Here is an 18283-nt window from a genome sequence, read left to right as displayed (position 1 = left end):
AACAGGCTGGCTACGGCCAGCCTTGGAGCCCAAGATGTTACGCAAGATCTTCGATAATTTAGAAGAGATCATCACAGTGCCACTTATGGCTGCTCTTCTTGTTGTGCTGACATGGCAAATTGCGACGCGCTGGTTACTTAACGATCCTTCACTATGGAGTGAAGAGTTAGCGCGAGTGCTGTTTATGTATATGTCGCTCATTGGCTGTGCCATCGCTATCAAACGTGGAACTCACGTCAATATCACGTTTTTCTCAGATAAGTTGCCAGAAAAAATACGCCTTTTGTTGGTGTTGTCCTTGGAAGCTGCGGTATTGGTTTCGATATTCGCCATCATTTATTTGGGCTATCAACACGTGGAAAGAACCGCCTTTTTTGAATTGATTACCTTAGGTGTGTCCAGCAAATGGATGAACTACAGTTTACCCCTTGGCGGGCTTTTCATGGTGATTCGTCAATTACAAAAAATGGTCGGTATTGTGACGGAATTTCGTCAGCAGTGCGGTGTCGTTACCGCGTCGAATCATGCAGAGCAAAGGTAAGGAGTGGTTATGGCTGGTTCAATTTTTGGTTGGCTAGGCTTGCTTTTTGCTGGCATGCCAGTTGGCTTTTCTCTGATTTTTGTGGCGTTGGTTTTTCTTATTGTTACCAACAGCACAGGTATTAACTTCGCAGCGCAGCAGATGCTGGGCGGCATTGATAATTTTACGTTATTGGCCGTACCATTCTTCGTCCTAACGGGCCATTTGATGAACAGTGCCGGTATTACTGAGCGAATTTTTAACTTTGCCAAATCCATGGTTGGCCATATCACAGGTAGTCTAGGGCATGTAAACATCATGGCGAGTTTACTATTTTCTGGTATGTCTGGCTCTGCGCTTGCCGATGCCGGAGGCTTGGGGCAGCTTGAAATCAAATCGATGCGTGACGCGAAATACGATGATGACTTTGCTGGTGGTCTCACGGCGGCCTCGTGCATCATTGGTCCGCTTGTTCCGCCTTCTGTGCCATTGGTGATTTATGGTGTAGTGTCCAACACATCGATTGGTGCGCTGTTTTTAGCCGGTGCAATACCAGGCATTTTGTGCTGCGTGGCTTTGATGGTGATGAGCTATTTCATCTGTAAGAAACGTGGCTACATGACCTTGCCCAAAGCGTCGAGAAAAGAGCAGTTCACATCGTTCAAAGAGGCATTTCTTTCTCTAATGACTCCGGTCATCATCATTGGCGGGATCTTTTCGGGTAAGTTCACCCCGACGGAAGCAGCAGTGGTTTCCTCTCTTTATGCGCTGTTCCTTGGTACCGTGGTGTACAAACAGCTGACCTTGACGGGGTTTGTGGAAATTCTTCGCGAAACCGTGAATACCACCGCCGTTGTTGCCTTGATGGTGATGGGGGTAACGGTGTTTGGCTGGATCGTGGCGCGTGAGCAATTGCCACAGATGCTTGCGGATTATTTCTTGTCAATCAGTGAAAACCCATTGGTACTACTGCTACTCATCAACTTGCTCTTACTGTTTTTGGGAACCTTCATTGAATCACTCGCGTTATTGCTATTGCTGGTTCCATTTTTAGTCCCAGTGGCATCGGCGGTCGGGATTGACCCTGTGCACTTTGGTGTTATGGCCATTTTGAACTTGATGATCGGCATTCTCACGCCACCAATGGGCATGGCTTTATATGTGGTATCACGTGTCGGAGACATTCCATTTCATACCTTAACTCGAGGCGTACTTCCTCTTCTGGTGCCATTGTTTATTGTGCTGGCGTTGGTGGCGGTATTCCCTCAAATCACCTTGCTATTGCCTGAGCTGCTTTTGGGTTACGGACAATAACGAACAAAAATAGTGGTTATTTTTTAGGACAAAGATGATGAACAAATTAAAAGGGCTGATCGCCGCTCCTCATACACCGTTTGATAACAATAATCAGGTGAACTATGCGGTGATCGATCAAATTGCTGCATTACTCATTGAACAAGGTGTTACTGGGGCTTACGTATGTGGCACCACCGGAGAAGGCATACATTGTTCAGTTGAAGAGCGAAAAGCGATTGCCGAGCGTTGGGTGAAAGCCGCAGATGGTAAGTTAGACATTATTCTTCATACGGGGGCTCTGAGTATCGTTGATACCCTTGAGCTTACGCGACACGCTGAAACACTGGATATTCTTGCCACTTCCGCGATCGGGCCTTGCTTTTTCAAACCGAGCAGCGTGGCTGATCTTGTCAATTACTGCGCGCAGATTGCGGAAGCGGCACCGTCAAAAGGCTTCTATTACTACCACTCAGGAATGTCTGGCGTGAATCTCGATCTGGAACAGTTCCTCATCCAAGGAGAGCAGCGCATTCCGAACTTATCTGGCGCCAAGTTTAATAACGTGGATCTTTATGAGTACCAACGCGCGCTGAGAGTATCCAATGGTAAGTTTGATATTCCATTCGGCGTTGATGAATTTTTGCCTGCAGGGCTTGCCGTAGGGGCTATTGGGGCGGTTGGCAGCACGTACAATTACGCTGCGCCACTGTATCTGAAGATCATTGAGGCGTTCAACCAAGGGAAACATAGTGAAGTTCAGGCGTTGATGGATAAAGTGATCGCATTGATCCGCGTCTTGGTTGAATACGGTGGCGTTGCGGCAGGGAAAGCCGCGATGCAATTACACGGCATTGATGCTGGTGATCCGCGTTTGCCAATTCGAGCGCTCACTGCGCAACAAAAAGCCGATGTCGTGGCGAAAATGCGCGATGCGGATTTTCTTAATCTGTAGTTTTCATAAAAAGAGGTGCCTCGCACCTCTTTTTTATGATTAAGGTATTAAAAACCAGTGGCTTTTGATACTTTTAAGCAGAAATTTGCGAATACAAAGGGGCTTATGTGGGTTCGCCGAAAAATTTATTAGTCCGACTTCGTTCCAACATGGAACCATTTAGTAAGAAACTGCGTGTTGTGGCGGACTACATTTTGGAAAATGCGCATGATGTGCAGTTTCAAACCATCACGGATCTTGCTCGCAACACACAAACCAGTGAAGCGACAGTCGTACGCTTATGTCGCGACATGGGCTACAAGGGCTATTCCGATTTTCGTATGGCGCTTGCCGTTGATTTGAGCCAAACCGAAAGTCGTCAGCAAAATCATATCGAAGGTGACATTTGCGATGTGTCTGCGCAAAGCGCGGTAGACAGCCTGCAAGACACAGCAAAACTTATCGATCGTAAATCATTGGCCCGCATTGTTGAACGGGTTCATCAAGCCGAGTTTATTGGGTGCATTGGTGTTGGAGCGTCGAGCATTGTTGGGCGTTACCTCGCCTATCGCCTTATACGTATCGGTAAGAAAGCGATCATGTTTGAAGATACCCATTTAGCCGCAATGAGTGCAAGCCGCTCAAGTCAAGGTGATCTGTGGTTTGCTGTTTCCAGTTCAGGTTCGACGAAAGAAGTCATTCATGCCGCTGGGCTTGCGTATAAGCGTGATATTCCCGTCGTTTCTCTGACAAACATCAATCACAGCCCGCTCTCTTCTCTCTCAACTGAAATGCTGGTGGCTGCAAGACCAGAAGGGCCACTAACAGGTGGTGCTTTTGCCTCGAAAGTCGGCGCGCTGCTCTTAGTGGACGTGTTGGTCAACTCTTTATTAGAGAGCTACCCGGAATACAAAGACTCGGTGCAAGAAACAGCAGAAGTAGTCATTCCTTTAATGGCAAATTAATAAACTTTATTTCCTTATCAAAGGCTTACTTATGAGTAAGCCTTTTTTGAATCTTTTCTTAACTTAATTAATAAAAAATATTTTTATTGAAAGTTTGATCAAAGAAATATTTTTTCATTAATCGATAATTAGGATAAATCTTAATCAATCAAGATTGGATTCACATCAATAAGGGAATAAAAACAATGATGAAAACAAAGTACTTACTGTTACCGCTGCTGGCTTCTTCCTCTTTACTCTCTCATATGGCGTTAGCGAACAATCACTGGCCAGATCTGCCCATAGGGGTAAAAAATGGGGTTAGCGCCCAAATAGGCAGCAAGGTTTATGTTGGTTTAGGTTCGGCAGAAAAATCCTTTTATGTTCTGGACACCCAAGCGCCGCAAAACGGTTGGACATTGCTTGCTGAGTTTATTGGTTCGGAACGCAGCGGCGCGACTGCAACTGTGGTTGGTGAAAACATTTTTGTTTTTGGTGGTTCGGGCAAAGCGTCTGATGACGCAAGTTCCCCCATTATTTTTGATACGGTTTATCGCTTTGATACCCAGACGAACCGCTGGCATCAAGTGAAAACTCAAACACCTGTTGGGCTACTTGGTGCTTCTTCTTATTCGCCTGATGGTAAACAGGTGCTGTTTTTCGGTGGTTACAGTAAACCGTTGTTTGATAAGTACCTTGCTGACATTACTCGAACGGATAAGAAAGCTCAGCCTGAACAATGGCAGAAAATTGTCGATGATTACATGGGGATGGAGCCGTTAGCGTATCAATGGAATCGCGATGTTCTGAGTTTTAATCCTACTAACGATAAATGGGACGTTGTGACTCGCTCTCCCTATCTTCCTAATTGTGGCAGTGCAACAGTCATTGACGGCCCGAGTATCACGCTCATTTCTGGCGAAATCAAACCAGGTTTGAGAACCGCGGAAGTAAAAACCTTTACTTACGGTGAATTGCAGCCATGGCAAAGTACCTATGCTCTGCCAGCGGCCAAGGGACAAGCGCAACAAGAAGGAATTGCAGGAGCATATTCTGGAGTGGTGAGTAACACCCTTCTCGTCGCGGGTGGTGCAAATTTTCATGGCGCGAAAGCACAGTTTGAATCGGGCCAGATGTTCGCGCACAACGGTTTGAGTAAAGCTTACAACAGCGAAATATACGCCAAGCAAAAAGGCGTTTGGCAACAAGTGGGTCAACTGCCTGAAGGATTGGCTTATGGCGCATCATTCAGTGTTAAAGGCGGTGTATTGATGGTGGGTGGAGAACGGGCCGATCGCACTGCGAGCACCAAAGTGTACCTTGTTGGCCTCAACAATAACCAAATAGACATCGTCGATTAGCAGGAAGGGTTATGCTCAATATTCGTGAAACATTTCCCGCTTTACCCATTGGCATCAAGAATGGCATTGCGGCAAGAGTCGGCGATCGTATTTTTATTGGCTTAGGCAGTGCTGGTCAGCAGTTGTTCTACTTAGAAGATTCAAAGCGAGAGCGGGGGTGGCAACTCGCCCCTGAATTTCCCGGTTGCCGGCGAAACGATGCGGTCTGCATTGCCGTTGCTGATGGTCTTTACGTTTTCTCGGGGGCAGGCCAACCAGAGGCTACTGTAACTACACAAGTACTGATGGATGGGTATTTCTTCAATGCTGAATTATGGTGTTGGCAAGCAATACAAACCCCTCCTCCTGTTGGACTTCTTGGTGCCAGTGGTTGCGAGTGGCAACAAGGCCAACTGGCGTTTTGGGGCGGCTATAACAAAGAGACGTTCGATTCTTTTGTGGCAGAACTGAGTGATGTCGCGCCCGGTAGCGACGCTCATCGTAGTTTGCTTGAGGCTTTTATGTCTCAGCCAGTCCACGCGTATGGCTGGAATCAGAGCATTATTGGTTTTGATTGTCAGACACATCAATGGCGAGAGCTGAGCATCAATCCATATTCTGCTAACTGCGGTGCGTCTATTCTTCATTATCAAGACAATTATTTATTGATTGAAGGTGAGATAAAACCGGGTCTTCGCAGCGTAACAACTAAGCAGTATCGCTTTTGCACCCATGGTGAAGTGGAATGTAACCGTTTCCCTTCGATCATTGATAAACAGGCATTGCACGAAGGTCTGGCGGGGGCTTTTGCTGGGACAAATCAGCGCCAACTTCTCGTGGCAGGCGGTGCCTATTTTGTCGGTAGCCAAGAAAACTATAAGAAAGGGCAGTGGTATAGCCATAAAGGGCTCATCAAACACTACAGTCGAGATATTTGGTGTTTTGATGGGGAAGGGTGGTCATGTGTTGGTCTGCTGCCTCAGGGGCTGGCTTATGGTTGCTCAGTGATGATGGAGAACACTCTTCTCTTGTTGGGAGGAGAAAACAGTCAAGGAGAAGCAACGAAGCAAGTTTATGCAATTGAACTCGAATAGAGGCAGTGATAAAGGCTGATAGAGAGAGCGAAAACACCGAATAGAAATGGTCTCAGATGCTAAAAAGAAAACCCCAGATGGGAAACCATCTGGGGTTTTGTCATCAACAAAATAGGCAAAAGAGTTGACGAATTCTTAGATGTCTTTGTCTTTACCCAAAGACAGTAACCAGAGTGAGACGGCAGCAACGCCAGCAAACCCAGTTAGAATAATGACAGGCATAGCGCTATAACCAAGAACATGCCAAATAACCGATTCCAGTGTACTCATGCTTGTTCTCCTTATTGCCAGCCTTCAACGCCGTGCATGTCAGGCAGTTTGTGAGCGATACCTTTGTGGCAGTCTACACAGGTTTTTTCGCCAGAAGCCAATGCCGTCGAGTGCTGTTTTGCACTGCGCGCACCTTGTTCAGAAAAGTCCATGTATTCAAACTCGTGACAGTTACGACATTCCAATGAGTCATTCTTTTTCAAGCGAGCCCATTCACGCTCAGCAAGGTGAGCACGACGCTCTTGGAATTTCTCAGGTGTATCGATAGTACCGATGAAGTGGGCAAACAACTCTTTTGATGCTTGCACTTTACGGACGATCTTATCTGTCCACTCATGAGGTACGTGACAGTCGGAACAAATCGCACGAACACCAGAACGGTTAGAGTAGTGAATCGTTTCCTGGATTTCCGCAACAATTGGAGCGTGACAACCAGAACAGAACTCTTCTGAGTTAGTCGCCTCCATACCCGTGTTGAATGCGCCCCAGAATAGAAGACCACCAGCAAATCCCATGAACAGCAAAATACCCGCTGCTGCTTTACTAGGAGTGCTTAGTCGCTTCCAAAACGCTTTAAGTAATTTCATAGATAGCCTCTTTGATTCTGTTGTTGGCTATTACTTGCGCAGTGAGTCAACGCGCTCGAAATCGTTCTCTACAAGCGGTTTAGCATTCGCTTGAGGAACGTGGCACTGCAAACAGAAGTAACGACGAGGTGATACGTCAGCCAATACAGCGTCTTCACGGTTTACAAAGTGAGTCACACTGATTTTGGTTGCGCCCATTTCTTTAGCGTTTTTCCAGCTATGACACGCCAAACATTTGTTCGCGTTGAGTGTTACTTCGTAGCCACGAATATTGTGTGGAATCAATGGTGGTTGATAGATGTAATCACTGTCTAGCGTTTGTTCACGAGGGAACTTCTTAAAATCATCTGCAGGACGTGTGTCTTCAAGGTTGGTTGCGCCACGTAGTGATTCTAAACCACCGATGCCGCCTGGGTTATCCAGCTCAGCTTGTGCAACACCTGCTACCAATGTCCCCAATGAAAGTGCACTTACAGATAACAGTGCCATTAATAGTTTTTTCATCATGTAATCTCCGCCTGATGGCTTAATTCTTTTCAAGCTGCCCTTAAGTCTAAGAGCAGCCTGTGCATTTCGGTCTGTTAAGCAACTTTAGTGATCTTAACTGGACACTTCTTGAAGTCTGTCTGTTTAGACAGCGGGTCAGTCGCATCAAGGATCAACTTGTTAATCAGAATTCGTGCATCAAAGAATGGTACGAATACCAAGCCTTGAGGTGGACGGTTACGGCCACGAGTTTCGACACGAACACGTACTTCACCACGTTTGTTCGAAATAAGAACCTCGTCACCACGGCGCAGACCGCGTGCTTTCGCATCTTCTGGGTGGATGTAACACACCGCGTCTGGAACCGCTTTGTAAAGCTCAGGAACACGACGAGTCATGGTGCCTGTGTGCCAGTGTTCAAGAACACGGCCAGTACATAGCCACATGTCGTATTCAGCATCTGGAGACTCAGGTGGCGCCTCGTAAGGGGCTGAGATGATCAGTGCTTTGCCATCAGGTTTGCCGTAGAAGTCCCATCCAGAGCCTTTCTTCGCATAGGGATCCGAGCCTTCTTTGTAACGCCAAAGTGTTTCTTTGCCGTCAACCACTGGCCAACGTAAACCGCGAACAGTGTGGTAAACATCGTATGGTGCTAGGTCGTGCCCATGGCCGCGGCCAAACTCAGCATACTCTTCGAACAGACCTTTCTGTACGTAGAAGCCAAAGTGGTGTGAATCATCGTTAAGCTGGCGAGCTTCTGACAATGGGAACTTATCCACTTGCCCGTTAGCGAACAGCATGTCGTACATGGTTTTACCACGGTACTGAGGCGCTTTCGCTAGAAGCTCTTCTGGCCACACTTCTTCCATCTTGAAGCGTTTAGAGAACTCCATCACTTGCCACAAGTCAGACTTCGCTTCACCGACTGTGCCAACTTGTTGGTACCACGCTTGAGTACGACGCTCTGCGTTACCGTAAGCGCCTTCTTTTTCGATCCACATTGCTGTAGGAAGGATTAAGTCAGCCGCTTGCGCTGTCGCCGTTGGGTATGGGTCAGACACGACGATGAAGTTTTCAGGGTTACGGTAACCTGGTAGACGTTCACCATTGATGTTCGGGCCAGCTTGCATGTTGTTGTTACACTGAACCCAGTAACAGTTCAGTACACCATCGTGCAGCATGCGGTCTTGAAGAACTGCGTGGAAGCCTGGTTTTGGTGGAATAGTGCCTTCAGGCAGTTTCCAAATTTTCTCAGCAATCGCACGGTGTTTCGGATTCGCAACGACCATGTCTGCAGGCAGACGGTGTGCAAATGTACCTACTTCACGAGCCGTACCACAAGCTGATGGCTGACCAGTCAACGAGAATGGGCTGTTACCCGGAGTGGAAATTTTTCCGGTTAGTAGGTGGATGTTGTAAACAAGGCTGTTCATCCACACACCACGAGTATGTTGGTTCATACCCATTGTCCAAAGTGACATCACTTTGGTGTTCGGATCCGCATACTGTTTTGCAAGTTCAATCAGTTTGTCTTGCGCAACGCCAGACATCTCTGATGCTTTTTCAACCGTGTATGGTGCAACCGATTTTTTGTACTCTTCAAACGAAATGGAGGTCATATTGCCCGAGTTCGGGTTTTTCGCTTGTTTCTGCAGCGGATCATCGTCACGCAAGCCGTAACCGATATCGGTAGTCGCTTGTTTGAAGTTGGTGTGTTTATTAACGAAATCCCAATTTACGGCATCGTTTTGGATGATGTAGTTTGCGATGAAGTTTGCGATCGCCAAATCAGATTGAGGCTTGAAAATGTAACCGCTGTCAGCCAGTTCAAAAGAACGGTGGTAGTAAGTAGAAAGTACGTTTACTTTAACATGCGGGTGGCTTAGTCGGCGGTCAGTGATACGAGTCCAAAGAACAGGGTGCATTTCTGCCATGTTTGAACCCCAAAGCACGAAAGAATCTGCGTGTTCGAAGTCATCGTAACAACCCATTGGTTCATCGATACCGAAGGTACGCATAAAACCAACTACCGCAGATGCCATACAGTGACGCGCGTTCGGGTCGATGTTGTTCGAGCGGAAACCCGCTTTCATCATTTTCGCCGCCGCGTAACCTTCCATTACCGTCCACTGGCCAGAACCAAACATACCGATGCTTGTTGGGCCTTTCTTCGCCAGAGAAGCTTTCCACTTCTCAGCCATGGTGTCGAATGCCACATCCCAAGACACTGGCGTGAAGTCACCTTCTTTGTCGTATTTGCCATCTTTCATACGTAAAAGTGGCTGAGTCAGACGGTCTTGACCGTACATGATCTTCGATAGGAAGTAACCTTTGATACAGTTCAAGCCTTTGTTTACCGGTGCTTCAGGGTCACCTTGTGTTGCAACGACTTTACCGTTCTGAGTACCTACGAGTACAGAACAGCCTGTACCACAGAAACGACAAGGAGCCTTGTCCCATGTGATTTTGGTTTGGTCTGAGCTTGCGATCAGGTTTGCTGCTGAAGCAGGCAGCGTAATGCCAGCTACTGCCGCCGCTGATGCAGCTGCGTTTGCTTTCACAAACGCACGTCTTGTCATTTTCATACTTCACCCTCGATTTGGGAATGTTGTGTTCCAGTGTCTTCGTCCGTGTCATCCAGATCGGTTTCAATTTGGTGATAAACCAGAACCGTGCTGAGAACGTTCGGTAAATTGTTGATGGTTTCAATGGTGTCGGTAACGAAACCTTGGTTTTCGGTTTCCAGAACCACGACGATTTTGCCTTCTGGGCTATCACCATAAATTTCCGCGTTCTCGATGGTTTCGATCTGCGTCTTTATCGTGCCTAAGTGCTCAGGGGCCACGTGTACCACTAAACTTGAAATATGCACTTCATTTAGTGCCATAATTCTCTCTCATTATTCTTTTATTCGTTTATGCTCACATTGATGGATGAAGAAGGGCAAACCGAAACACAAGCGCCACATCCACTACATTCATCAAGGTTTATCTGAGGTTGTGCGACCTTGCCGATTTCCAATTTGAATTGGATAGCCATGGGTTCACACATCTCGCCACAACTGCGACATTCCACGTTGTGGTACGACAAACAGGACTCATTTATTATTGCCTTTGCTTGCCAAGGTTGCGCATCTTTCGCTAAAAAAAGTGACTCGGGACAGACTTCTGCGCAACGGTAACAAAACGTACATTCATCAATAGAGAAATCGACGGTAGGAAAGCCTCCGTCGCCTTTAACAATGATTTGAGTTTCACATTGCTCAACGCATTTACCACATCGAGTGCATTGATCGGTAAACTGCATGCGATCAGCCAACCAGGGAAGACGAATTAAGCCGTCATCGACTTTTTTTCTGGAAAATAATCGTCTTCTTGAAAGGTCTACCACTGTACTATCCTGAGTTTAAGAAACATGACTTAATGTTAGTTCACATTTCTCATTAATAAACTGTCATTTAAGCGCACATAAATTGTAGTTTTTGACATATTTGTATAAATACCCCTTAGGGGGTAATTAAGAGGCAATGTTGTTTTAGATCAATAAATTCCGGCGAGAGTGATCACATATTGATATTGTTAACAGAAAAACGTGAAACGGAGAGGCTTCGCTGCCGTTTTGTTAGTGAAGAGGTTATAAATTGCTAAAAACGGTGAAAAAGTCAGTAACAAGCACGATTGCGAAGGCAATGGGCTTGATCTTGCTGTTATCTATTGCAACGACCAGTTTTGCAATTATCAACCTAGCTTCTAGCTTGAATGATGCCGAGGCAGTCAACGTGGCAGGCTCGATGCGCATGCAAAGCTACCGTTTAGCCCATGATATTCAAATCAATGCGCAGGATTATTCCTCTCACATCTATTTGTTTGAGCGTTCGATATACTCGCCTTCCATGAAAGCACTGCAAAATTGGACAGTGCCTGATGACATTACCCACGACTACTATCGTTTGATCATGCGTTGGCACGAATTAAAAGAAGTGCTGCAAAGTAAAGATAGAGAACGCTACTTGGTTTTGGTCGCTGGCTTTGTTTCACAAATTGACGCTTTTGTTTTTAAGCTGCAACATTTTTCCGAGCAAAAGCTGATCAAGCTCGCTTGGGTCGGTGGTTTAGGCTTGGGTGGGATTTTATTGGTGAGCATTTTTGTTGTTCACTTTGTGCGTCGTGAAGTGGTTACGCCACTCAAGGCGATGGTCACCGCCAGTGAGCAAATTCAATCGCGCTCGTTTGATGTTTCCCTCAATGTCACCAGTGATAATGAAATGGGTATCCTCACCAGAACCTTCAACAATATGGCGGCTGACCTGGGTAAACTCTACCGAGGTTTGGAACAAGCGGTGAATGAGAAGACGCACAAGCTGCAACACGCCAATCAGTCTCTTCAGGTGCTGTATCATTCCTCTCAAGAGCTGACGGCGTCACGCATCAGCCAAGAGAACTTCCAAGCGATTTTGAGACACATTGTGAGTATCGAAGGCATTGTGTCCGCCAAATTAGAGATTGAAGAGATCGGCGAGCGTAACTTGGTGCTCACTGAAGGCCCTAAATGCGTCGGGCGTTGTAATCAAAAAGCGTTAACGCTCGATGGGCAACACCTAGGGTATTTGCATTGGTGCAGCGGTTTGCCGTGCCCAGATCAAGCGTTGATCGACAACTTCGTGCAAATTCTATCGCGTGCGGTCTACTACAATCAGGCGCAAAGACAAGCGGAACAACTACTTTTGATGGAAGAACGAGCGACGATTGCGCGTGAGTTACATGATTCGTTGGCACAATCTCTTTCTTACCTCAAGATTCAGGTATCATTGCTCAAACGCAGTGTCGCGAAGTTGAACGATGAGCCTCAACTAGCGCGCACCAATCAAGTGATTGCAGAATTAGATACTGGACTGTCGTCGGCATATACCCAATTACGCGAACTGCTGACGACTTTCCGACTCACGATTAAAGAAGGCACCTTTGGTCAAGCGCTACAAGAAATGGTGGTGCAACTAGGGGATCAAACGGAAGCGGAGATTCATTTAACCAATGATCTTTCGTCGGTGGAACTGGACGCTCACCAACAAGTGCATTTGTTGCAACTGATTCGTGAAGCCACCATCAACGCCATTAAACACTCTAAAGCTGCCAACATTCGGATCGAATGTTGTGAAGAAGGGGAGTGGGTCACGGTATCCGTGAGTGATGATGGGGTAGGGTTTGATCAGTGTAACCAGAAATTGAATCACTACGGAATGTCCATCATGCAAGAGCGAGCAGCGCGTTTGAACGGATCGTTATCGGTCACCGCATCGCCACAGAATGGTTGTGCTGTAGTGTTAAAATATCAACGTATTAAGGAAACACGAATTTGACGGTGTGTAGAGTAATGTTGGTGGACGATCATCCCTTGATGCGTCGTGGTATTAACCAACTATTAAGCTTTGAAGAGCAATTTGAAGTGGTCGCAGAAGCCAGTAATGGCACTGAGGCCGTTGCTAAAGCGCATGAAAACGAATTAGACCTCATCTTGTTGGATCTCAACATGAAAGGTATGTCTGGTTTGGATACCTTAAAAGCATTGCGAGCTGATGGCTGTGAAGCCAGTATCGTTATCTTAACCGTATCAGATAGCCCCGCTGACATCGAAGCCATCGTAAAAGCAGGCGCGGATGGCTACCTTCTGAAAGATACTGAGCCCGATGAGCTGGTAGAGTTGCTTGAGAAAGCGCACTTGGGCGACAAAGCCTACAGCAGCGTTGTCGCGAAATATTTGCTGCAGCGTGAAGAGAACACCGATGTCTTTGATGAACTGACCGAGCGTGAGCGCCAAATTCTACAAGAAGTGGCGCGTGGTTTTCGCAACAAGCAGATCGCAGACCGATTGTTTATCTCTGAATCGACGGTCAAAGTGCACATGAAGAGCTTGTTGAAAAAACTCAAAGTGCCTTCGCGCACCGCGGCGACAGTGCTGTTTCTTGAACGCTATGGTGAACTAAAGTAACGCAACATGCTTGGTCGATGTTGACGTTTATTGGGCTTCATCTTGCTAATCAGGTTAACTAAGACTTAAGTCCAAGAGATCTCTTTGCCTCATACCGCTACTATGATACCAAGCAGTAACAATAGCGGTAGATGAGAGGGATCACATGGAAGCGGGTTTATACATGCTTGAAAAAGCCATACTGTTGCTAGGCATACTTTTCGTGCTAACAGGCGTTATTCAGTATGGAAAACGCAGCCAAGATTGGCGAGGAATTGCAACGATGTTCTACAAACGCATTCCGATGTCGATCAGTGAGTTTAAATGGTATCGCCTTGGCATTGGTTTGTGTCTGTTTGCAGTGGTAATGCGTTTTGGCCTAATGATCATTTTCCCTGTCTACACTCTTTAATACATTCTCAATCAAAAGCGCCTAATTCGTTGGGCGCTTTCTCTTTTTGTATGGAAAACGAACAAAAGTTAAACGCTTTTCCTTAACTAATTCTTATTTAAAAGATTTTTGTTACCGAGGCCATAGAAAATCGTTCCCACCCTAGAAGTTATTTCGTATTCTCGTTAAATAACGTTCATACTTATAGCGAACAACAATAATAAATACGTCAGTTTCCGTACGTCATTTAGTATCTATCTGTTAAACTTGTTGCAGTGGAATACCTGTCAAAAGGGTGGTTGAATGTCTTTTCCTGTACTCATCTGTGATGACTCAGCGCTTGCTCGAAAGCAAATGGCTCGCTCACTACCTGCTTCTTTGAATGCGGATATTACATTCGCAGTGCATGGTCTTAACGCATTAGAAGAACTGAGCCAAAAACAATTTAAATTAATGTTCCTTGATCTCACCATGCCAGAGCTGGATGGCTTTGGAACATTAGAAGAAATGCGAAACCGTGGTGACAATACGCCCGTTATCGTTGTCTCCGGCGATATCCAACCCAAAGCGAAAGAACGCGTTTTCGCACTGGGAGCTAAGGCATTTATTCAAAAGCCGATCGGCCAAGATGAACTGAAAGCGACACTCAAAGAGTTGGTGGAGCCAGCATCGGTGCCGCAAGTTGTCACGCCAAGAACCATCGAATTGCCGATTTTACGTCGCCGTGACATCTACATGGAAGTGGCGAACGTTTCCATTGGTCGCGCTGCAGATGCGTTGGCAAGGCACTTTGATGTGTTTGTAAACTTGCCGCTACCGAACGTGAATATCTTTGAGCTCAGCGAGCTGCACATGGCGCTGCGCGATTTGGCGGAAAGTGACAACGTTTCCGGCGTATGCCAAGGTTTCAGTGGTGAAGGGATTGCGGGAGAGGCACTCGTCTTGCTCAGCGATTCCAGTGTTGCCGACCTGAAAAAACTGATGAAAGTACCGGCAGACAGCGAAGAACTGGAAGAGCTCGAGCTTCTTATGGACGTTTCCAATATCTTAGTTGGCTCCTTCCTGAATGGCTTAGGGCAGCAAGCGGAAGTGCGTTTTTTCCAAAGCTCTCCTGTCTTGTTAGGTCAGCACATATCAATTGATTCTGTGATTGAAAATACTACCGGCTCATTTACTAAAACCATGACGTTTGAAGTGAGTTATACCATTGAAAATACGTCGATTCGTTGTGACTTGCTGTTTATGTTCGTTGATGAGTCACTGCCGTTGTTAGACAACAAACTCGCTTATCTGATGGAGGACTTCTAATGCTTAATCTTCCTGCAGAATTTGAACAGTTCCACTGGATGGTGGACATGGTGCAAAACGTCGACATGGGTTTGATCGTGTTGGATACCGATTACAATGTGCAAGTGTGGAATGGATTTATGACGCACCACAGTGGCAAACAAGCGCACGACGCCATTGGCAAATCGATCTTTGAACTCTTTCCAGAGATCCCCCAAGAATGGTTCAAATTAAAAACCAAGCCTGTGTACAACTTGGGCTGTCGTAGCTTTATCACCTGGCGTCAGCGCCCGTATTTGTTCCGCTGCCGCAACGTACGCCCAGTGACACAGCAAGCGGAGTTCATGTACCAAAACGTGACTCTCAACCCGATGCGCACACCCACGGGGCAAGTGAAATCACTGTTTCTCTCCATACAAGATGCCACCGCAGAAGCGATCATGGCGCAGCAACATCAATAGCATTTTGTCGAGCAATTTGTGCAAACTCTCTTTTAAGCCAAGGTTTTCCTTGGCTTTTTCGTCTATAGTCATCGTAGAGATTTCAGTAACGCGAAAAATAAGGTGTCTGCCATGGATTTACGCAAAGCACTGTATACCGCAAAGCAAGTAAGAGAAGGGGAAGTGGGCGCTGCCGCCAATGCGGGCGTGACACTCTATGAGCTGATGGAAAGAGCAGGGCGCGCTACATTTGCTGTGATCCTTAACTATTACCCTGCGGTATCACGCTTATGTGTGGTGTGTGGCAAGGGAAACAATGGCGGTGATGGCTATGTGGTTGCGCGATTAGCTCGTCAGCAAGGTTTGCATGTGGTACTTATTCAAAGTGGCAATGCAGAGAGTCTAAGCGGAGATGCCAAACAAGCGCAGCAAGCGTGGCGAGACGCTGGAGGAGAAATATCTGACACCGCCAGCCTCAACGCGGCACTTTCGGACTGCGATTTGGTGGTGGATGCTCTGCTGGGTACAGGCCTAGCAGGCGCTGTTCGTGAAAAGATGGCCAAGGTCATAGACACGGTCAACCTCGCGGGAAAACCGATTGTGTCAGTGGATATTCCGTCCGGACTTTGTGCTGATACTGGCCAAGCGCTTCCTGACGCTATTCATGCCGATCACACCGTCACCTTCATTGGCACCAAACAAGGGCTCGTCACGGGAAAAGCGAGAGCGTTTTGTGGTGCGATACATTTTGCTGACCTTGGCGTCGGTGCTGAATTTTCCAAATTAGTCCCGAGTTTCAAGATGACGATTGAGCGTGATGAGATTGCTCAATGGCGACTTACCAGAGACCGCTGCGCTCATAAAGGCGACCATGGACGTGTTGTGTTGCTCGGGGGTAACCGCGGCATGTCTGGGGCAATCTCATTAGCGGCAACCGCTTGCGCGCGCAGTGGCGCAGGTTTGGTGGCCGCGCTGACGCATCCAGAATCCGCCTTGCCGCTGCAAATTCATTGCCCTGAAGTGATGACGCTGGGCTATAACGAAGACAAGAGAGAGCTCGAAAAGAAACTCGATTGGGCCGATGTACTCGTGGTGGGGCCGGGTTTAGGAACCGATGAATGGGCAAAAAAACGTTGGAACGACATTGCCAATTTCCAAGGGCCAATGGTGTTAGATGCCGATGCTTTGAACTGGCTTGCGCGCTACCCAAACCACAATGATCGGCGCATTATTACCCCGCATCCGGGAGAAGCCGCAAGGTTGCTCGGCTGTAGCGTTAATGAAGTCGAAGCCGATCGATTTGCCGCGATTTCAGTATTGCAAAGCCAATACGGAGGAGTGGTGGTCCTTAAGGGGGCTGGCACTCTTATTTGTGATGGTACACAGACTTTCGCGTGTAGCGCTGGCAACCCTGGCATGGCTACGGGGGGAATGGGCGATGTGCTTTCCGGAGTGATCGGTGCGTTATTGGCACAGAAGCTGCCATTATTGAGAGCCGCATCGCTAGGCGTGCTTTTACACAGTTGTGCGGCGGATATTTGCGCGACGGAAAAAGGGGAGATAGGTTTACTGGCCTCCGATTTGTTCGACAAAATTCGTCAGTTGCTGAACGCTGATTGAACCTATCCCGCAACATTGTGACGACTTGCATTTTGGCAACTTATCTTTCACCGAGTTTGTCCAGTATCGAGTTCACCCCATTTGCCTCAGCGTTAAGGTGAGGCAGAGACAAATGAATATAGACTCAAACCACCACGATGGCGGTTTGAGCACATTGAACAGGCAGAAAGTTCTGCCGCTTGGACCGGAACCGCTTAGAACGAGAACTTCACGCCAGCACTCACTGAGGTAGCGTGCTCATCATTCGGCAGCATCTGATAAGTGACAGCGGCATCTAGCGTTAAACGTTGATCAAACGGAGAGGCTAAGCTCACGCCTGCACTTGCATAAGGTTTAAAGCTGTCATCCGTGGTGGTTTTTTCCGCAGACGTCACCGTGTCCCACTTCGTCAACTCTGACTCAATGTAACTTGCCCCAGCTTTTCCGTAGATACTGAGCGCGCCAAGGTGTTGATCGACCCTCAAGCCCACACCATACGCGTTATAGGTTTGTACAAAATCTTTCGAGTTGGCCGCCACACTGCTGTTTACCGTTTCTACCTTTTTATAACTCACGTCAGCGGAAAGAAAATCGGTAATGCGGTGGTTGTAGCCGACTTGGAAAAAGTAAGCGAGTTCTTCTTCGTTGCCATTGCTTACCATTGTTGCTCCCACGTTGGTGTACATGGAGCCCATTTCCCCTTTTGCGTATGCCGCAGCAGGAAGCGTAGTCACTAATGCAAGAGTGATTAAAGAGAGTTTTTTCATTATCGACACTGCCTTTGTTGTTCATTTGCCGAGCGGCAAAAGTGTTCCTTGTTTATTCCTTAATACCTTACTAAGCAAAAAACAGTCCGCTTTTCATACTAAAAGTTTAGGCGGGTTAACAAAAAAGTGAGAAGGTTGATAAGCAGCGATCACCTCGTTTAGGTCACATCTTGAGAAAAAAACGGATATGGGTGAACAAATAGCCAAAGCATTGCGCAAGCGTTTGCGAACGGTTTCTTAACTAACGGCATGAATTAAAAGATAAAAAAGAAATTAAGAGAGAAATCAGGGGGAGTGGGTATGGAATCTCTGCGATGGTAGCACAAAAAAATTTAAAAAATCAGACTTGTCGAAAAAAAATCGCGAC

General features: G+C 46.9%; 19 protein-coding genes. 12 read left to right on the top strand and 7 right to left on the bottom strand.

What is annotated here, in order from left to right; genetic code table 11:
* Window positions 1-34 precede the first annotated feature (34 nt).
* The 6 genes from VV1_RS18520 (at window position 35) to VV1_RS18495 (ending at window position 6125) form a co-directional block, all read left to right on the top strand.
* The gene (locus VV1_RS18520; RefSeq protein WP_043877565.1) at window positions 35-541 is read left to right on the top strand and encodes a TRAP transporter small permease; all 507 of its coding nucleotides are present in this window, start codon (window positions 35-37) and stop codon (window positions 539-541) included.
* Between the two features lie 9 nt (window positions 542-550).
* Window positions 551-1834, top strand: a complete 1284-nt coding sequence (gene siaM, locus VV1_RS18515; protein WP_011081660.1) for a sialic acid TRAP transporter large permease SiaM — start codon at window positions 551-553, stop codon at window positions 1832-1834.
* A gap of 37 nt (window positions 1835-1871) precedes the next feature.
* Window positions 1872-2768 (top strand): N-acetylneuraminate lyase, encoded by an 897-nt coding sequence (locus VV1_RS18510; protein WP_043921160.1) that lies wholly within the window; start codon window positions 1872-1874, stop codon window positions 2766-2768.
* A gap of 107 nt (window positions 2769-2875) precedes the next feature.
* Window positions 2876-3712, top strand: a complete 837-nt coding sequence (locus VV1_RS18505; protein ID WP_011081658.1) for a MurR/RpiR family transcriptional regulator — start codon at window positions 2876-2878, stop codon at window positions 3710-3712.
* A 185-nt stretch (window positions 3713-3897) separates the two neighbouring features.
* Window positions 3898-5052, top strand: a complete 1155-nt coding sequence (locus VV1_RS18500; RefSeq protein ID WP_011081657.1) for an N-acetylneuraminate epimerase — start codon at window positions 3898-3900, stop codon at window positions 5050-5052.
* An 11-nt stretch (window positions 5053-5063) separates the two neighbouring features.
* Entirely contained in the window at window positions 5064-6125 is a 1062-nt protein-coding gene (locus VV1_RS18495; protein ID WP_043921159.1) for a YjhT family mutarotase, read from the top strand.
* A gap of 135 nt (window positions 6126-6260) precedes the next feature.
* Here VV1_RS18495 and VV1_RS24080 read toward each other — a convergent pair whose 3' ends face one another.
* The 6 genes from VV1_RS24080 to napF form a co-directional block, all read right to left on the bottom strand.
* On the bottom strand, window positions 6261-6395 hold the full coding sequence (locus VV1_RS24080) for a TIGR02808 family protein (RefSeq protein WP_011152451.1): 135 nt from the start codon (window positions 6393-6395) through the stop codon (window positions 6261-6263).
* A gap of 11 nt (window positions 6396-6406) precedes the next feature.
* Window positions 6407-6982, bottom strand: coding sequence for a cytochrome c3 family protein (locus tag VV1_RS18490; RefSeq protein WP_011081656.1), 576 nt, complete (start codon window positions 6980-6982; stop codon window positions 6407-6409).
* Between the two features lie 30 nt (window positions 6983-7012).
* Window positions 7013-7486, bottom strand: coding sequence for a nitrate reductase cytochrome c-type subunit (locus VV1_RS18485; protein ID WP_039467535.1), 474 nt, complete (start codon window positions 7484-7486; stop codon window positions 7013-7015).
* 77 nt (window positions 7487-7563) lie between these two features.
* A complete protein-coding gene (napA, locus tag VV1_RS18480; protein WP_011081654.1) occupies window positions 7564-10053 on the bottom strand; it encodes a periplasmic nitrate reductase subunit alpha in 2490 nt (829 codons plus the stop codon).
* Window positions 10050-10355 (bottom strand): chaperone NapD, encoded by a 306-nt coding sequence (locus VV1_RS18475; protein WP_011081653.1) that lies wholly within the window; start codon window positions 10353-10355, stop codon window positions 10050-10052. The genes napA and VV1_RS18475 overlap by 4 nt, the downstream gene beginning before the upstream one ends.
* Window positions 10356-10375: 20 nt before the next feature.
* Window positions 10376-10858, bottom strand: a complete 483-nt coding sequence (gene napF / locus VV1_RS24075; protein WP_011081652.1) for a ferredoxin-type protein NapF — start codon at window positions 10856-10858, stop codon at window positions 10376-10378.
* Between the two features lie 250 nt (window positions 10859-11108).
* Here napF and narQ point away from each other — a divergent pair, with 250 nt between their 5' ends.
* From narQ to VV1_RS18445, 6 genes are all read left to right on the top strand, one after another.
* Window positions 11109-12824 carry a nitrate/nitrite two-component system sensor histidine kinase NarQ gene (gene narQ, locus VV1_RS18470; protein WP_011081651.1) on the top strand — a complete coding sequence of 572 codons (1716 nt, stop codon included), beginning with the start codon at window positions 11109-11111 and terminating at the stop codon, window positions 12822-12824.
* Window positions 12821-13453: a response regulator gene (locus VV1_RS18465; RefSeq protein WP_011081650.1), complete on the top strand. Its 633-nt coding sequence runs from the start codon at window positions 12821-12823 to the stop codon at window positions 13451-13453. The genes narQ and VV1_RS18465 overlap by 4 nt, the downstream gene beginning before the upstream one ends.
* A 145-nt stretch (window positions 13454-13598) precedes the next feature.
* Entirely contained in the window at window positions 13599-13844 is a 246-nt protein-coding gene (locus VV1_RS18460; protein WP_011081649.1) for a hypothetical protein, read from the top strand.
* A gap of 282 nt (window positions 13845-14126) precedes the next feature.
* Window positions 14127-15131 carry a response regulator gene (locus tag VV1_RS18455; protein ID WP_011081648.1) on the top strand — a complete coding sequence of 335 codons (1005 nt, stop codon included), beginning with the start codon at window positions 14127-14129 and terminating at the stop codon, window positions 15129-15131.
* Entirely contained in the window at window positions 15131-15571 is a 441-nt protein-coding gene (locus tag VV1_RS18450) for a PAS domain-containing protein (protein ID WP_011081647.1), read from the top strand. The genes VV1_RS18455 and VV1_RS18450 overlap by 1 nt, the downstream gene beginning before the upstream one ends.
* Window positions 15572-15673: 102 nt before the next feature.
* Window positions 15674-17170, top strand: a complete 1497-nt coding sequence (locus tag VV1_RS18445; protein ID WP_011081646.1) for a bifunctional ADP-dependent NAD(P)H-hydrate dehydratase/NAD(P)H-hydrate epimerase — start codon at window positions 15674-15676, stop codon at window positions 17168-17170.
* Window positions 17171-17364: 194 nt separating this feature from the next.
* Here VV1_RS18445 and VV1_RS18440 read toward each other — a convergent pair whose 3' ends face one another.
* On the bottom strand, window positions 17365-17916 hold the full coding sequence (locus tag VV1_RS18440) for an outer membrane beta-barrel protein (RefSeq protein ID WP_011081645.1): 552 nt from the start codon (window positions 17914-17916) through the stop codon (window positions 17365-17367).
* Window positions 17917-18283: the final 367 nt, after the last annotated feature.

Source organism: Vibrio vulnificus CMCP6 (assembly GCF_000039765.1).
Taxonomy (GTDB): domain Bacteria; phylum Pseudomonadota; class Gammaproteobacteria; order Enterobacterales; family Vibrionaceae; genus Vibrio; species Vibrio vulnificus_B.
Note: the sequence above shows the minus strand (reverse complement) of the source record. Positions and strands in the feature narration are given on the sequence as shown.

Excerpts from the sequence above, each read along its gene's own strand:
- siaM (WP_011081660.1), top strand. The coding sequence starts at position 551 with ATGGCTGGTTCAATTTTTGGTTGGCTAGGCTTGCTTTTTGCTGGCATG.
- VV1_RS18475 (WP_011081653.1), bottom strand. The coding sequence starts at position 10,355 with ATGGCACTAAATGAAGTGCATATTTCAAGTTTAGTGGTACACGTGGCC.
- VV1_RS18500 (WP_011081657.1), top strand. The coding sequence starts at position 3,898 with ATGATGAAAACAAAGTACTTACTGTTACCGCTGCTGGCTTCTTCCTCT.
- VV1_RS18510 (WP_043921160.1), top strand. The coding sequence starts at position 1,872 with ATGAACAAATTAAAAGGGCTGATCGCCGCTCCTCATACACCGTTTGAT.
- VV1_RS18490 (WP_011081656.1), bottom strand. The coding sequence starts at position 6,982 with ATGAAATTACTTAAAGCGTTTTGGAAGCGACTAAGCACTCCTAGTAAA.
- VV1_RS18450 (WP_011081647.1), top strand. The coding sequence starts at position 15,131 with ATGCTTAATCTTCCTGCAGAATTTGAACAGTTCCACTGGATGGTGGAC.
- VV1_RS18520 (WP_043877565.1), top strand. The coding sequence starts at position 35 with ATGTTACGCAAGATCTTCGATAATTTAGAAGAGATCATCACAGTGCCA.
- VV1_RS18455 (WP_011081648.1), top strand. The coding sequence starts at position 14,127 with ATGTCTTTTCCTGTACTCATCTGTGATGACTCAGCGCTTGCTCGAAAG.
- VV1_RS24080 (WP_011152451.1), bottom strand. The coding sequence starts at position 6,395 with ATGAGTACACTGGAATCGGTTATTTGGCATGTTCTTGGTTATAGCGCT.
- napA (WP_011081654.1), bottom strand. The coding sequence starts at position 10,053 with ATGAAAATGACAAGACGTGCGTTTGTGAAAGCAAACGCAGCTGCATCA.
- VV1_RS18495 (WP_043921159.1), top strand. The coding sequence starts at position 5,064 with ATGCTCAATATTCGTGAAACATTTCCCGCTTTACCCATTGGCATCAAG.
- VV1_RS18440 (WP_011081645.1), bottom strand. The coding sequence starts at position 17,916 with ATGAAAAAACTCTCTTTAATCACTCTTGCATTAGTGACTACGCTTCCT.
- VV1_RS18485 (WP_039467535.1), bottom strand. The coding sequence starts at position 7,486 with ATGAAAAAACTATTAATGGCACTGTTATCTGTAAGTGCACTTTCATTG.
- VV1_RS18460 (WP_011081649.1), top strand. The coding sequence starts at position 13,599 with ATGGAAGCGGGTTTATACATGCTTGAAAAAGCCATACTGTTGCTAGGC.